The organism is Acinetobacter sp. DL27 (genome assembly GCF_055810995.1).
The window spans coordinates 3,069,105-3,085,013 of sequence record NZ_CM147947.1 but is presented as its reverse complement, the minus strand read 5'-3'; the positions used below and the strand labels follow the sequence as shown (position 1 = coordinate 3,085,013).

At 45.0% G+C, this 15,909-nt stretch carries 14 protein-coding genes; all 14 read right to left on the bottom strand.

The genetic code is table 11. The features are described from left to right. Window positions 1-332 precede the first annotated feature (332 nt). Window positions 333-731, bottom strand: a complete 399-nt coding sequence (locus AC0KVP_RS14835) for a Na+/H+ antiporter subunit G (protein WP_004692702.1) — start codon at window positions 729-731, stop codon at window positions 333-335. Window positions 732-742: 11 nt separating this feature from the next. Next, a complete protein-coding gene (locus AC0KVP_RS14830) occupies window positions 743-1,018 on the bottom strand; it encodes a monovalent cation/H+ antiporter subunit F (RefSeq protein WP_004692700.1) in 276 nt (91 codons plus the stop codon). Continuing rightward, a complete protein-coding gene (locus AC0KVP_RS14825; protein WP_159152949.1) occupies window positions 1,015-1,536 on the bottom strand; it encodes a Na+/H+ antiporter subunit E in 522 nt (173 codons plus the stop codon). The genes AC0KVP_RS14830 and AC0KVP_RS14825 overlap by 4 nt, the downstream gene beginning before the upstream one ends. Window positions 1,537-1,538: 2 nt before the next feature. Continuing rightward, the gene (locus AC0KVP_RS14820) at window positions 1,539-3,347 is read right to left on the bottom strand and encodes a monovalent cation/H+ antiporter subunit D (protein ID WP_224467626.1); all 1,809 of its coding nucleotides are present in this window, start codon (window positions 3,345-3,347) and stop codon (window positions 1,539-1,541) included. Next, window positions 3,347-3,712: a Na+/H+ antiporter subunit C gene (locus tag AC0KVP_RS14815; protein WP_004692695.1), complete on the bottom strand. Its 366-nt coding sequence runs from the start codon at window positions 3,710-3,712 to the stop codon at window positions 3,347-3,349. The genes AC0KVP_RS14820 and AC0KVP_RS14815 overlap by 1 nt, the downstream gene beginning before the upstream one ends. Window position 3,713: 1 nt before the next feature. Next, complete coding sequence (locus AC0KVP_RS14810) at window positions 3,714-6,554, bottom strand: monovalent cation/H+ antiporter subunit A (RefSeq protein ID WP_473337630.1); 2,841 nt, start codon at window positions 6,552-6,554, stop codon at window positions 3,714-3,716. A gap of 361 nt (window positions 6,555-6,915) precedes the next feature. Beyond that, window positions 6,916-8,280, bottom strand: coding sequence for an ATP-binding protein (locus AC0KVP_RS14805; RefSeq protein ID WP_473337627.1), 1,365 nt, complete (start codon window positions 8,278-8,280; stop codon window positions 6,916-6,918). A 38-nt stretch (window positions 8,281-8,318) separates the two neighbouring features. After that, on the bottom strand, window positions 8,319-9,821 hold the full coding sequence (locus tag AC0KVP_RS14800; RefSeq protein WP_004692691.1) for an AAA family ATPase: 1,503 nt from the start codon (window positions 9,819-9,821) through the stop codon (window positions 8,319-8,321). An 11-nt stretch (window positions 9,822-9,832) separates the two neighbouring features. After that, on the bottom strand, window positions 9,833-10,615 hold the full coding sequence (hisIE, locus tag AC0KVP_RS14795) for a bifunctional phosphoribosyl-AMP cyclohydrolase/phosphoribosyl-ATP diphosphatase HisIE (protein ID WP_473337624.1): 783 nt from the start codon (window positions 10,613-10,615) through the stop codon (window positions 9,833-9,835). A gap of 189 nt (window positions 10,616-10,804) precedes the next feature. Then, window positions 10,805-12,091: an FAD-dependent oxidoreductase gene (locus tag AC0KVP_RS14790; RefSeq protein WP_473337621.1), complete on the bottom strand. Its 1,287-nt coding sequence runs from the start codon at window positions 12,089-12,091 to the stop codon at window positions 10,805-10,807. A gap of 12 nt (window positions 12,092-12,103) precedes the next feature. After that, window positions 12,104-12,280 (bottom strand): hypothetical protein, encoded by a 177-nt coding sequence (locus tag AC0KVP_RS14785; protein ID WP_473337618.1) that lies wholly within the window; start codon window positions 12,278-12,280, stop codon window positions 12,104-12,106. Window positions 12,281-12,352: 72 nt separating this feature from the next. Continuing rightward, complete coding sequence (locus AC0KVP_RS14780; RefSeq protein WP_473337616.1) at window positions 12,353-13,429, bottom strand: patatin-like phospholipase domain-containing protein; 1,077 nt, start codon at window positions 13,427-13,429, stop codon at window positions 12,353-12,355. A 162-nt stretch (window positions 13,430-13,591) separates the two neighbouring features. Next, window positions 13,592-15,211 carry an ABC1 kinase family protein gene (locus AC0KVP_RS14775; protein WP_004692684.1) on the bottom strand — a complete coding sequence of 540 codons (1,620 nt, stop codon included), beginning with the start codon at window positions 15,209-15,211 and terminating at the stop codon, window positions 13,592-13,594. Window positions 15,212-15,223: 12 nt separating this feature from the next. Further along, window positions 15,224-15,895: a ubiquinone biosynthesis accessory factor UbiJ gene (locus AC0KVP_RS14770; protein ID WP_473337611.1), complete on the bottom strand. Its 672-nt coding sequence runs from the start codon at window positions 15,893-15,895 to the stop codon at window positions 15,224-15,226. Window positions 15,896-15,909: the final 14 nt, after the last annotated feature.

Below are 15,909 nucleotides of genomic sequence, written 5' to 3'. Positions count from 1 at the left end.
TAGATTAAGACTTGAGAGATATTGCATAGGATTATGATAGGGGAGAATAGAGGTTGAGCTTTTAGGGATTATTTTGACTATCAAGTTGCTGTGGACTGGATTGATATGGGCAATGATTTACTAGCGGGACACTTTGATCATTTTAATTTTTGAGTGGATTGAGTATCAATTAGCTTGATCAGTCTACCTGTGTTGGTCAGTGTAATGGATGCGACACGATCTAATAAGTTTGAGCCTTATCATCAGTACAATGTTCAAATTAGCGCAACAGCACCATATCAATGCTGAAGCGCTAGAATGTATTTATTTTATTGCCTTTACACCACAAGCATTTAAAGACGATGTTCAGTGTCTTCATGCTTATTGCTAAAAGCTCTGCGGCGGGTACGTTGCCAAGGCAGTGGACGGTTGAGTGCTTCTGGAACGTCACCACTGAGCGAGCGTAAGCGCAAATGTAGCGCCGCTTGAGCCATCAAATTCGCCGATACGGGTGCGGTTAAGAAGGCAAACAATGTTAATAACAGCTCAGCAAAACCAAAGCGTCCTTGGAATGCAGAATAGATCATTGCCGCGATCAAGAAGCTCCCTAAGCCTAAGGTGCTTGATTTGGTTGGGGCATGCAGGCGCATGAATAAATCGGGCAGGCGCACCATTCCAATCCCTCCAACCAGCATGAAGAAAGTGCCGATCATGAGAAAAATGGAGACTAAAATTTCCATCGTAAGTTGCATCGATCTCGCTCCTAGTCAATCACATGACCTGAGGTGAAGTAGCGTGCTAAAGCGGCTGTAGAGACAAAGCCGAGCATCGCAACCAAAAGAGCACCTTCAAATAATGAAGTGCTGGCCCAGTAAATGCCTAATATAATAATGAGGCAGATTGCATTTAAAAAGAGTGTATCGAGTGCTAAGAGTCGGTCTACAATCGATGGGCCGATGATTAAGCGAATTAAGCACAGCAACATTGAAATGGTGACAGCGATTAAACAAATCCCGAGGGCATAAGGCAAAATGGTCATGCTTTGTCTCCTGCTTCGACACCAAAAATTTGCATCAACGGTTTTTCATAACGCGCTTTGATATTTTTAATCTCGGCATTTTCATCATCGGTGCTGAGGGCGTGAACTAAAATGTCCCCACGATCTTGATCGATGCCTGCTGAAACAGTGCCTGGTGTGGTGGTAATAATCATCGCCAGTAAGGTGTTTACTTCCTCATGTTGTGTTTCCAGCGGAACGCGAAACCACTTGGGTTGTAGATGATCAATTGGGCCGAGGACCAATTTAGCCACTTGAATATTCGACACCACAATGTCGTATAACACCACAAAAAATAGTTTCACCGCCACTTTCCATTCAATATTTGGGGTGTAAGTAATGAATGGTCTGATCAGACGAGGAATAAAAACGGCCAGTAAAAATGCCATCACTAAGCTGGCTGCGTCGACACTATGTGCCAACATCACCCAGCTCAGCGCAACAATCACCGAGACAAAAGGGTGGGGTAACCAACGCTCCAAAAACGACGTTTTTTTCATGTTTAAGGCTCCACCATTGGTTGTAGGCTTTCAGCATCGGGATTCACTTCAGCCTGTTGTTGCTGTTGCATTTGGCGTTTTTTGTATTCGGAAATATGTTCGCCTTCCAGTGTTTCCTCTGAAATTAAATATGGAATCAAATGTGCATTCGGATCTACGCGTTCGCCACCATATTTGGTCTCGGGTAAATTTTCACTGTCGAAAGGTTGTACGCTAATGGTTTGCCCATGCTCATCAGTTTTGAGCAAAGTCTGTTCATAGAGCACATTATTTTGGATTTGCTCAGCCGTTTGGTAAGTGTACTTTTGAATCGGACCTGCAAACACCATATAAGCCATTAAACCGACCAACAATAGATAAATGGTTTTGTCATTGCGCTTAGGTGCTTGTTCAGGCAAAGCTTGGTAAGCGGCATAAGCAGCTTCATCCGGGTTGTCTTCTGGTTTAGTTGCGCGCCAAAAAATCACGAAACCCACACGTGTAAACGCAATAATACTCAATAAGCTCACCACTAAAACGGTCACAATAATCAGCAATTGATACGGTGAGTGTGCGGTGGCTTGAAGAATAAACACTTTGCCTAAGAAGCCACTAAAGGGTGGTAAACCTGCCATCATCAAGGCAATGGTGAAATAGGTTAACGCCACCACCTTATGCTGTTTCATTTGCGGTGCAATTTTAAAGTGGTCTTTAAACTCACCACGTTGAGAGGTAATCCAACCACTTAAAATATAGAAAGCTGCCGCAATAATGGTACTGTGCACCAAATAATACAGTGCCGCTGCCCATGCCAAGGTATTGAACAGGGAAATGGCGATTAAAATCGTGCCCACAGAAGACAAAATCATAAAGCCAATGAAACGACGTAAGCGTTCCGCACCCATTGCACCAATCACACCATAGACTGAGGTAATTAAGCCAATCGGCAATAAAATGTATTGCAGGATTTCACGGCTAATTGCATCGTCAAATACGGTGCCATTAACACGTAAAATGGCATAAATACCGACTTTTGTCATGATGGTGAACAGGGCTGCTACAGGAGTGGTTGCAACCGCATAGGTTTTCGGTAGCCAAAAACCGACAGGTAGCATGGCTGCTTTAATGCCAAAGACTGTAAACAACAACAGCCCGCCAGCAACCGCGATACGATGTTGATCGCCTTCTAATAGAGGCATCAGACGTGCAACATCCGCCATATTGAGGCTGCCGACGCTGCCGTAAATCATGCCAAGGCCAATCAGAAATAGGGCTGATGCCAACAAGTTAATGGTGACATAGTGAATGCCGAGTTGAAAACGCGCTTTGCCTTGGCCATGCAGTAACAAAACATAAGAGGCCATCAACAAAATTTCAAAGAATACGAACAGGTTAAATAAGTCGCCTGTCAGGAAGGCACCGGTTAGCCCCATCAGTAGGAAATGGCACATGGCATGGAAATAACGGCCACGTTCATCCCATTCTTTACTGGCGAACCACATCACTGGAACAGCTAAGCCGTAGGTTAAAACCAGCATCAGGGCAGACAGTTGGTCGAGGACCAAAACAATACCAAATGGTGCAGCCCATTCACTCAGGTTATAAACACTGATTTGCCCAGAGCTGGCAAAGATCAGATAGTTGACCGCTGTAAATAAGCCCAACAGGCCAGAGGTATAACTGATGCCTCGACGCCACGGTTGTCGCCAGTCTTGAGCTAAAGAACCTGATCCTGGATTACCCAATAACACCAAAATAAAGGCAGTAATGGCAGGAATTAAAATACTAAAAATTGGGGTGTGTTCGGTCCAAAATTGGATGAAGTCATTCATTATGGCTCATCCTCACGTGGGTCAATTTGTGGTATTTCTTCTTTAGAGTCAACGTGGTCGGTTCCTGTTTCATAACGACTGCGTAAAGCCAGTTGTACAATAAACGCTGTGGTAGCAAAGCCAATCACAATCGCGGTTAACACCAAAGCTTGTGGTAAAGGGTCAGTGGCTTTGCTGGCTTCCGTGAGTACCGCGGGTGCATTAAGTTGAAGTCGCCCCATGGCAAATAAAAATAAATTGACGGCATAACCAATCATGGCCAAGCCAAGTACCACAGGGAAGGTACGGGCACGTAAAATCAGATAGATGCCTGTGGCAGTCAACAGACCAATAGCGGAGGCAAGTAACAGTTCTAAACTAATCATATTAATCCCCCTTTGGTACTGGACCAGACATACTAGAGTGACGCGAGTCCCCGAGTACGGAAATAAGCAACATGGTCGCACCCACGACCGTGATATAGACCCCGACATCGAACAGTGCAGCTGTCGCTAGGTGCATTTCGCCTAAGATCGGTGGCGACACATAAAAGTGTGCACTGGTGAGGAAGGGACGTCCCCAGAACCATGCGCCTAAGCCTGTTAATCCTGCAATGACCAGACCGGTTCCAATCCAGATTTCATACAAACGACCTGACTTGGCTTTGAGCAGCTGTTCTGCATGATCTTGACCGAGTGCCATGTATTGAATAATCAAGGCCAAAGCGGTAATCAAACCCGCGATAAACCCGCCTCCAGGAAGATTGTGTCCACGCAGGAAGATGTACAGACTGACCACCAAGGCAATCGGTAAAATCCAAGACGCAGTAATGCGAAGCATCAACGGAGAGGGGTTGAAACGGTAACTGAGACCTTGGGTCATAGTCGTGCCGTGAGTACGCATACCATCCATTAAGCACAGTGCACCAATGCCTGCGATACCAAGGACGGTAATTTCACCGAAGGTATCGAAACCACGGAAGTCGACCAAAATCACGTTGACTACGTTGGTTCCGCCGCCTAATGGAATCGACTGCTGCATGAAGAACCATGAAATGGAGTTGTGATCACGGGTCAAGATGAGCCATGTGATCCATGCGATACCGAGCCCGCCGCCAATCGCAATGAGGGCATCTCGCCAACGACGTGAGACACTTGACTCATAGGGAGTGAGTTGCGGTAAGAGCGATAAACTCATTAATAACAGTACGGTGGTGACTACATCGACGGTGATTTGTGTCAAGGCCAAATCAGGTGCAGAGAAGCAGATAAAGACCATAGTTACGACTAAACCAATCGCTCCACTGATCAATACCGCTTTAATCCGTTCGTGGTGGAACCACAACATCATCCAGCACGAAGAGAATAACAGTAGCCACAATACAATCGCTAAAGCAGGGGCATGGGTGAGTTCACGGCTACCTGTGGTCAGCCCTTGTCCTAAAAATGGAAGTGAGACTACGGCAATACTGAAGATCACAATCCAAAGAATATAGCTTTGTAATTTGCCGTTTTCAGTCCAGCGTTTAAATTTGCGCGAGTTGAGCAGGAGTGACTTCAGGAATAAGTCAAAGGCAACTCGACCTTGTAGACGACCTAGGTATGGATCGAGATCAATTTCTCGAATTTTGCCACCCTTCGCCAGACTGAAATAGAAAATCAGACCGCCAATCGATGCAATCACGCTCATCAATAATGGCATGTTAAAACCATGCCATAGGGCAAGATGTGCGCCTTCAAAATCCATCATTTGGGTGCTGGCGCGTGCTGTACTGTTGACGATGTTTTCAACCAATAGGGCAGGGAATAAACCGACTAAAATACACAGAATCGCCAGTAAAGTAGCTGGTGCACGCATGCCAAACGGTGGCTCATGTGCATCCTTATTCGGAACTTGTTTGCCCACTGGGCCATCGAAGAAAACCCCATGCACCAAACGCACGGAGTAAGCCACTGCAAAAATCCCCGCCAGTGTCGCGACAATTGCCGAGCAGATGAGCACAGGACCAGACAGATTACTGAGCAGTTCAGTAAAGAACATTTCTTTAGATAAGAAACCGTTGGTCAAGGGTACGCCGGCCATCGATGCTGCAGTGACCATCGTCAAAGTGGCTGTATAAGGCAACAGTTGCCATAACCCACTAAGCTTACGTAAATCACGTGTGCCTGACTCATGATCGATAATACCTGCGATCATGAACAGTGCTGCTTTAAAGGTGGCATGGTTAATAATATGGAAAATAGCCGCAGCCACAGCCAATGGTGATCCGATCCCCAAGAGACACATAATCAAGCCGAGATGACTGATGGTTGAATAGGCCAATAAGCCTTTCAGGTCTTCTTTAAAGATGGCAAAAAACGCAGCCATACACAGGGTAAATAGGCCAATAAAGGTGACCAAATTATGGAACAGTGCAGCACCCGCAAAAATGGGTAACAGTCGTGCTACCAAGAAAATACCCGCTTTTACCATGGTTGCTGAGTGTAAATAAGCAGACACGGGGGTCGGGGCTGCCATCGCGTTGGGCAACCAAAAATGGAATGGAAATTGCGCACTTTTAGTAAAAGCACCGAGTAAAATCAGCAGCAACGTAGGAACAAATAAAGCATGACTTTGAATTTGTGCTGTCATCGTCAAGATTTGATCAATCTCGTAGGTGCCTGTGATTTGGCCGAGCAAGATGAAACCACCTAGCATGGCTAATCCGCCCATACCCGTAATGGTCAATGCCATGCGTGAGCCACGTTGCGCCGCGTCGTAATTGCTCCAATAACCGACCAACAGAAATGAGGAGATACTGGTCAACTCCCAAAAAACGAGGAGTAATATTAAATTATTGGAGAGTGAAATTCCGAGCATGGCTGCCATGAACAACATGAGCAGTAGATAGAGTTTGTTGAGAGAATTTTTTGGGCCTAAATAAAAATAGGCATAAATATAAATGAGCGTCCCGATGCCACTAATGAGTAAGGCAAAGAGAAGGCCTAATGCGTCTAGACGGAAGCTGAAGTCAATTCCAAGCTGCGGCAACCATGACCACGACTGCATAATGACAGCGCCATTAAACACCTCTCGTGCTTGGGTCAGTAATAAGCCTAAACTTGTCATACTGACCCCAACAGCTGCGAAGGCGGTTAGCCTGCGTGAGCTCTGCTTCAGTAATGAGACAAGGGTTGTGCCAAGTATTAACGGTAACAATATAATAATCGGTAGCACACTCGTTTCCATTGTCGTGAATAGGTCAAAACCTATTGGTGAATCTCATCTTTCAAGGATTACAGGACTGCAAAGAGCAGCCCAAGAGTCTCAATCTTGAAAGCCAATGTGAAATTTAAAAATAATGAAGTTGTGTTGCGCAACTCATGAAGCGTTATAGCAAAATCCGATTTCAGTTAGAAATTTGCAAGTAAAACCGATCATATAACATGACTAAAACAACATCAATCTTTTTTGCGCTGACGCAAAACATTATACGCGTGATGGTCGTTTCTTGGTGGATGGCAGGTGCTTTCTCAGTGCAAGAAATGTAAAAAAGCGACCATTGGTCGCCTGTTTTTGAGGGTTGAAATAGTGATGCTGATGAAGCTGGCTAAGTTAATGGATTTGCCGATGAGGCATCATCCTCAGCACTGAGTAAAGTGACCAAATGCTGTTGCTGTTCGGGAGAGAGTTGCTGTTGAATCTGTGTGAATAATTCAGCCACACTTAAATCTTGGGGTTCAGCCGCAATCGGTTCGGTGCTTCCACTCGTCGCTTCGTGATTGGCAAGGTTTTGGTAAATCACATCGAACTGATGTTGCAGTGGTTCGAGTTGGATCGGACTTAATTGCTTATTTTCCAGTTTGAGGCATTGAAACTCACTGGCTTGTTCCAGCAATTCACTTCGGTTGCCTGAGGCGATAATTTGTAGTCGAGGAAAAGCCTGATTTAAACGTTTTAACATGACTTGCGCCATATTTTGATCCAATTGATGATCAATCGCGTCAATCAACAGTACGCCGTCACCTTCTAAACAGGGGAACAGGCTTTCAGGATTGAGTAGGCATAAACGTCGCACAATATCGCCAACGAGCGCCACCCAGTTGCGGATACTATTAGACAGCTGTTGATAGAGCATGCTGTTGCCATGGTAGCGCACCATCAGTTGTAACTTGGGATGATATTGCAGATAAAGATCTTCTATTTCGGGCAGAACGGTTGCTAACGCTTGCTTAAGCGCTTGTAGGCTAGGCGACTGGATGTGTGCTTGAGCCTGAGCCAATTTATAGCTTAAGGGAATATCGGGTGGCATGCTTTTGGGCTGATGCAATATCGTTTGTAAAAACTGTGCAGTTTGCGCATTTTCAATATCGCTGATTTCACGGAACCACTCAAAGAAGCGTGCAAAGGTGGTATAGGGAATAGCTGAAATTTCATAGGCATGTGCATGTTGGAAAATCAGAGGATTGTTCTTGCTGAGAATATTCATCTCATTGACAAAACGTTCCGCAGGATAATACGCAATCAACGGCAAACCTTGCAGCGGATCTTGTAGCGTTGCCTGCTGATATAAATTCACCAGTTGTTCGAGTTCTAATGTTTCAACTCGACTGATGCCAATGCCTTGTTGGTTTAAGGTTTTGTAGAGTTGCCATGTATAGGGTTCGGGCCCAGTATCGGCTGCCGTAGGTTTGAGAGCATACAGCTCAGCGGGCACAGCAACTTGAATATCAATTTTGGACTGTAGGCGGTTCAGCATAATGTCGTGATCTAACATCACCACACCTGCAGAGCGTAAATCTTTATAACGGGCCGCAAACCAAGTCAGAGCCTGATAGCTAAAACGTAAGATCGAGGTCTTGCCTGAGGCTTGATCGCCTAAAATTAAAGTGACGGGTTTATCGTGATAAGAAAAATCGACTTTAAGGTCAGCAAAATGCAGGATGTGTTTCAGGTGAATCGATTGAATTTTCATAGAACACCCGCAGCGGTTGTGACTATTTTTACATTCGACTATCCAACAACTTTACGTAATGAGCTTGGCATTTGTTTTTTCAGCTGTTGCATCAGGTCGTAAATGTGATGGATATTTAAACTTACTTTAGCACGTGTACAGGCCACGTAAAGCAGTCTTAACTCTTCATCACTAATTTTATGGTCTTTGTCGTTGACCTTAAACTGATAATCATCTTCGATGTGAACGCGGTTCCACTCTAAGCCTTTGGCTTTGTGTGCGGTGGAAATAATATAATCCGCTTGTTCAATCGGCGTAATCTTCGCGAGGGCTTTTTTGAGTGGATCGGTGCCATGATCATCCACCAATTTTACTAAAGGCTTGATGTCACTGCCGTCATTGGTTTCGCAGTATTCATGTACATCATGCCAAGAATTAAACCAGGCCAGTTCAGGCACATCGGTGACGCGTTTGCCTTGTTTAAGCATCGCGGCGGCATCGACAAAGCGGTTCAGTTTGACATGGTCGGCTTGTAGGCTGACTTTGTCGCCATGGACCAATCCTGAGAGCAACAGTTCCATAGCGCGGGCATTGGTGCGACATAAGATCGCATCGCGCATTTTGGTATGGGGTTTGTTGACCACTTTGGAGTTGAGCAGAGGGTTACCCATGAGTGGTACGGTTTCATTCAAGGCGCCTAAAATGGCATTGGCATGCAATGCAATCTCTTCACCAAAACGGAACGAGGTGGTGAGACGGGACTCAGGCAAAGGCAGTTGTTGCATAGCATTGACTGCGCCGCGCCATGCATAAATTTGTTGGTGTGCATCTCCGACATAGATCACTTGTGTATTACGCTGCTTCAGTAAGATGCCCAACATCAGCGGATCAGCGTCTTGTGCCTCATCAAACAACACATAGTCACTTGGGATATTGGGTTCAGACAGCGCCCATAGTTTTAAATAAATATCGTGACCAATCCCAGCCTGATGGTTGGGATCGATGGACTCTAGCCAACGTCGTTCAATGGCAGGGTAGAGGTGCTTTTGTAGTGAATCGATATCATCGGGATGTAACCAGCTCGGTGCTTGTAAATGTCGCGGTGCTGGGTACTGAGAACTGGTTGAACAGAAGTGACTCACGGCATTCGCCACAAGGCTGGCCAAGCGTGAGGGCATCAACACATATTTTTCATAACGTCCGCCCATCATCCGTCTTAAGGTGATGGGTTCAAGGCGGTATTCTTTGGCGATAAAACTCGGACTTAAACGAGGCAGACGAAGTTTGTCCGTCACTCCACGTGGAACACTGCGAAAAGCAAGCGAGTGGAAGGTTCGGCAGTCGACATTGCCATGAAACTTCGTTTGCGCTTCGCTGGCAATGGCTTTGTTGAACGCTAAATACATGCCTCGTCTTTGCGGCATGGCATCGCTAATCATTTGCAGGGTAGTGGTTTTACCCGTGCCTGCATAAGCAATCACTTTAAACGATTTGCCCAGACGCGCGTTATCAATGGCAATGGCTTGCTCATAAGTCGCGCTCGGTTTGATGATATTCGACACAGGCAATAAACTTAGTGGCTGCGGTTGGCTTTTTCAAGCAAACCAGAAAGCCCTTGACGACGTGCCAATTCATTAAGAACCACTTGAGGGTCTAAGTCGAAATAGCCTAAAACCACAATCGTATGGAACCAAAGATCTGCCACTTCATAGATCAAGTCATTTTTATGGTCTTCGTTGGCTTCAGATTTAAAATCCTTAGCCGCAATAATGGTTTCAACCGCTTCTTCACCGACTTTTTCTAAAACTTTGTTGAGACCTTTGTGGTACAGCTTTGCAACATAAGACGAGTCTGGATCCGCTGCTTTACGCTCAGCCATCATTTGACCGAGGTAGGACAAAACTTCAACTTGCTCAGACTGCGCCGTTGAGGCATTCATTGCCAATGTATGTGAGTTGATTGATTTTCCACCATAAATCGCGTTCGGGTCTTTGAGCTGTGCATCCACAATTTCCCAGCCATTTGGCGTGAGTTTACGGTAGAAGCATGATTCGCGACCTGTGTGACAGGCAATCCCGCCGTGTTGTTCAATTTGCAGCACAATTACATCGGCATCGCAGTCGAGACGAATTTCATGTACGGTTTGAAAATGCCCAGATTCTTCGCCTTTGTGCCATAACTTGTTGCGTGAACGAGAGAAATACACGGCTTGGTTTTTCTCAGCCGTCAAAGCCAAAGCTTCACGGTTCATCCATGCAACCATCAAGACACGCCCCGTTTGATGATGCTGTGCAATGGCAGGGACTAAACCTTGTTCGTTAAATTTTACTTCATCGAGCCATTGCAAATTGTTCATAAGATTTCACCAAGCGAATAAATATTGAGAGTGTTACGATGTTAACGTAGCGCGCTATAGTCTACGTGATTTAAACAGAATAGAGGAGAAACTTTCTACTGTTATCTCACAGTGGCTTAATTGATGTATTTTAGAAATTCAACTATCAGTCACCCATCCAAAGCGGATGAAGATGATTGTCGTCGCATTCTACACAGAATGATTGTTTTGTTTTGCAATATCCTGATAGTGCATTTGACTGAACATGCCTAATTTTAAACCTGAAATCGTCACCGCCATTTCTTTACGGAAATAGGGAATTCGATACATCCAAGCAAAACTTAAATCACGCAACCCACCTGCCCACCATAGGTCAGATTGGTAAAGTGGTGTGAGTAAACGACTTAAAAATTGATAGAACGCCGTCGAACTTTGACGGTGTTGATGGTAAGTTTGCCAGAGTTGAACATAATCAATGTTCTCATTTTTTCTTGCGCTTTGAACCGCTTGCCCCAAAGCCCATGCATCTAAAAGGGCCATATTTGCACCTTGCCCCAGTTGCGGGCTCATGGCATGTGCTGCATCACCAATCACACCAATACGACCCTCACCAAACTTAGACAGCACCACATCACGATAATTTGCAGTCAACCATTGTGATTTTTGTTCAGGCTGGGCAATGACTTGTTCTAACCAATCCGCAGCAGGTTTCCAACGTTTAGACACTTGGTTTAACCAGTCTGAATGTGCTTGTGAATTGTGTAAAAAGTTATTTAGCTGATGGCTTGGAAGACTCCAAAACACACTCGACAGTCTTTGCTTGGGTTCATGTGGTACTGTACCGGTTGGTAAGATTCCCATCATCATTTTAGAGCGATCATGAAACTGATGTAAAATTTCTTTATCTAATTCAAGACATTCGGGAACAATTGTCCATTTGGCTCCCCAAGGATAAGCTTGATCAACCTTTACCCATTCTTTCGGTCTTAAAAGGCTGCGTGCGCTATTGGCAATGATCACAGCATCAAAAGCTTGATCAAATGATTCACCATCTTTACTACCCAAAACCCGAACTTGATTGGATGTTTCTTCTAATTTCTGAATGTCGGTATTCATATACCACGTAATGAGTTCTGGATATTCACGGCATTTATTTTCTAAAACATGACATAACGTTGCTCGATGAATCCCTACACCATAAAAATCAGGATGCGCTTGTTGATAATGGCTATTGACCAGTAAATTTCCACTCGGCAACTGGCCTTTGAGCCCAGTGACTTTTGCACCGAGTCTTAAAACCTCATCTAAAAGGCCTAAATGCTCAAAAACAGCTAAACCAGAGGGCTGTAGTAACAGTCCTGCTCCGACAGGTTCAAGTTCTGAGGCTTTCTCTAAAATACTGACTTGAATATTTTGTCGAGCCAGTAAAATCGCAGTGGCTAATCCTGCGGTTCCTGCACCAATAATGGCGAAGTGGGGTGGGTGATTAGAAATCATAGATCGAATGATTTAACCATTGTCTAAAATGAATGCATAACGAATATCATCAGGTTTTTTTAATTGGTCGATGTTGATTTGAATGAAATCCTCTAAAGAGCTTGAAATCACATTTCGTTCCCAAGATTCATTTTGTAATTCAATGGTTTGACCATACTTTTCTTGTTCACTTAAAATTATTGTTAGCATAGAAAAAATGTAATCTCGATTTTTCTTTATTTGGTCAGATTAAACAAGATTACATTCATGCGCAAATTTTGTTTATAAATCTTGTATGACCTGTGCAAAATGCTGTTTTTCCACCATTTCCAAGAACTCATCGCCTAAGCGCTGACTTTCAGAAATACATTGGTTCCACATTTGAATGCGCTGTTTTTGGTCGAGTCCTTTGAGGGTGAAATCTTTACGATCGGGCAGGCGTCCTAAAGGTAAGCTCTGTAAATAGTCTTGGGACGGAGACAATAGTAGCGTACGGGCTTGATTTTCAGGATTGGCGCGACGTTTAAACAGTTTATCAAACCAACCGGGCGTAATGCTGTCCGTAAAGTGCGGATAAAGCACAATGCCTTGACTCTCAAAAGGCAGATCGATGTGATAGTCAATCAGACCCCCATCGCGATAACTGCCTTGTGGCGCATCTGGAATATCGCGAATCGCGGCCATCACGCCTGGAATAGAGGCTGAAGCAATCAGCCAAGGCAGAACGTTTGCAGCGGTGAGACTGTGATAATGAGTGAGAAAATCATCTTCCACTTTAAATTGTTTACCATTGCTGGGCTGACTAATCACCCGTTGCATAAAGTGGCGGCTATGCTTTCGCGCAACAGCGGTTGTGCCGATGATACCTGCGACAGAGGCCAAGAGCGGGAGAACTTGGTCACTTTGGAAAATGTGTTGAGCCTTAATCGACAGGACTGTGAGGTGATAATTGGGATGATTGACCAATTCCGCTTCTTGGCCTTGCACCAAGTCGAGCAGCATACCACGGCAAATATCACTGACTTCTTGGCGCTGCATTTTTTTGTCAAAATACAGGTTGGTATAGAGTTCGCCTAAGCGTTCGGTACCTGCTTTTGCACCGTGCGCTAAGATGCTGGCAAAGCGCCAACTGCCAATGGAAGAACCAATCAAAGTCCGTCTTTGTGGTGCACGGGCAAAGAATTCACCAAAAATGGCTTGGTCTAAACCTTGAATCCCGATCCCTTTGGGCCCACCTGCGGCGCCAGGCACAATATCGACCTGTTCAGCTTGTAAGCCTTCGCTTTGAATGAGTTGACGTGCTAATTTACCTGCACGAATGCTTAAAGCTGGAAGGTGTTTATGCAGGATTTGAGTCATCGTTATCATTCAAAAGAGACAATATGTATTGTCATTTTAACTGGCGAGAGAACGAGTGCATTGGCAAAAGTGATCCAAGAATGACTTGGGAGTCACTTCCTACATAAAACAGAAACATAAAAAAGCCTGAGAGACTCAGGCTTTTAATACAGCAGAAAGTATCTATTTAAACACGCGCCACACCGCCAGTAAGCTGGTGAGGACAATTAAAATCACTGAAATAAACCAAGGCGAGATAATCGCAATCGACAGCAAAATGGCCATGAGACTACCAAAAATCCAACTGCGTTTTTGCTGATGCTCCATTTGTAGGCGCATACTTTGCAGTTCATTGAGCTGTTTAGCATGCCAAGCTGATTGGTTTTTGAGACCATTTAAGCTATCGACCAACAGCGTTGGGAAGTCTTGTGCCCCTAAAAGTAAATCTGGAATTTTTTGTCCCAGCTCTTTTAGGTTCTTTTGTGGATTCATTTGCGCTTTGATCCAATCGGTCAGGATTGGCTTTGCCAAACTCCAGATGTCCAGCTCTGGGTAAAGGTCTGTCCCTAAACCCTCAACATGCACGAGGGTCTTAAGCAGCAGCATCAGCTGTGGCGGAATTTCTAAATGGAAGCGTCGTGCAATATCCATTACCTGAATCAAAATGCCCGCGAAGTCCAATTCATGCATGGGTTTGGACACCATTGGCCCGACCGTGCGACGCATTTCACGTGCTAGTGCATCTTGGTCTGTACCCGGTGGAATCCAACCAGCTTGATGCACGATTTGAATCAGTTGCATAAAGTCGCTGTTCATGACCGCAAGCAGCATACGCGCCACGGTCATTTGGTCGTGCTTCGACAACTCACCCATAATGGCACAGTCCAGCGCAATATAGCGTGGTTGGCTTGGGTTTAGGGTTTCAACGAAGACATTGCCCGGATGCATGTCGGCATGGAAAAAGTTGTCACGGAAGACTTGGGTAAAGAAAATAGTTAAGCCTTTTTCCGCCAGATCTTTACGATCCATGCCTAGTTTTTCAAAGGTTTCAATGTCTGAAATGGGAACGCCGGTAATGCGTTCGGCCACCATCACGTCTTTGCTGTCCATATAGACTTCAGGCACATACATCATGCTTGAGCCTGTAAAGTAATGGCGCATACGACGGGTATTGTCGGCCTCTAAAGTCAAATCCAGTTCATTTAAAATGACTTGACGATAGTCCTGAATAATTTCAGATAAGTGCAGTGCACGCGCGGCTTCTAGGCGTTTTTCTAGAAAATCACCTAGCCATTCTAAAATTTCAAAGTCTTGTAAAATTTGACTACGAATAGCGGGACGGGTGACTTTCACCACCACTTCGCGACCATCATGTAAAGCGGCCGTATGTACTTGAGCAATCGAGGCTGCTGCCAAGGGTTGTTCGTCGAAGCGAGCAAACAGCGTGTTTACATCGGCTTTCAGTGAGTCTTGAATGCGCATTTTCGCCACATCAGAACCAAACGGTTTGACACGGTCTTGGAGTAAAACCAGTTGCTGTAGCACTTCAGGTGGAATTAGGTCACGACGAGTAGACAGTAGTTGTCCCATTTTAATCGCTAGTGGTCCCATTTCCTCTAAAGCTTGTTTGAGCTTCAGTGGATTTTTTCGTTCACGACTGGACCATGCCGCAGGGTGCATACGAATTACACCCAATGCATGGCGTGCTTTTTCAGGCAATTCTTCCGCAGGAAACAACGTGTCGAGTCTATAGTGCGCGGCAATGCGCCAAAGTTCGAGTAAACGTGAAACGTGCGGAATCATATATGTAAATACCTAGTTCTGAGTTGAGTCTTGAGTGTCAATCTGTGCTTGAAGCTGTTGAATTTTGGCTTCGGCACGATCTAAGTTTTGATTAAAAATACGGGTATCTTGATGCAGATCATCCATTTGCCAACGCGGGGCAAATAGACCACTGTCTTCTTTCAAGGCATCTTCAGCAAAGAACAAATGACTTTGTAAGGCCTGTTTGATGTGCTTTGGTGTCATTTGAATTTTAGCCAATTCATGCGCCAAACTTGGGCCAATCCATGGGCTTAAATGCGCAGCCAAGTCAGGCTCAGCTTGTTGCATAATCCGTTGAATATCTTGCAGAAGGTGATAATCGCCTTGGAGCGGGATATTGCCAACATCATCCGCCAGTAATAGCTTGAGCAGCTCAACCACATTGGCCACCGTTAAAGTTGCGGTTGCTGGAGTGTGAGACTGAGCTTGATCAAACGGGCGTTGTTCAAAAATGGACGCTGTTTCACTATGCCCTGTAACGGTAGGTTCTAAGCGCACTTTAGCTTGGTCAAAGAACACATCTACAGACAGTTGCGGGGATGCGATCACGACACGTAACATCTTGCCTTGTAGTTCATTGAGTTGGATGCGAGTGATCGCATCCAAATTAATCACATGATGAATTAATCGTTCAACTGCACCGAGTGCCAGAATCGACCACATAATTTGCCCTTAAA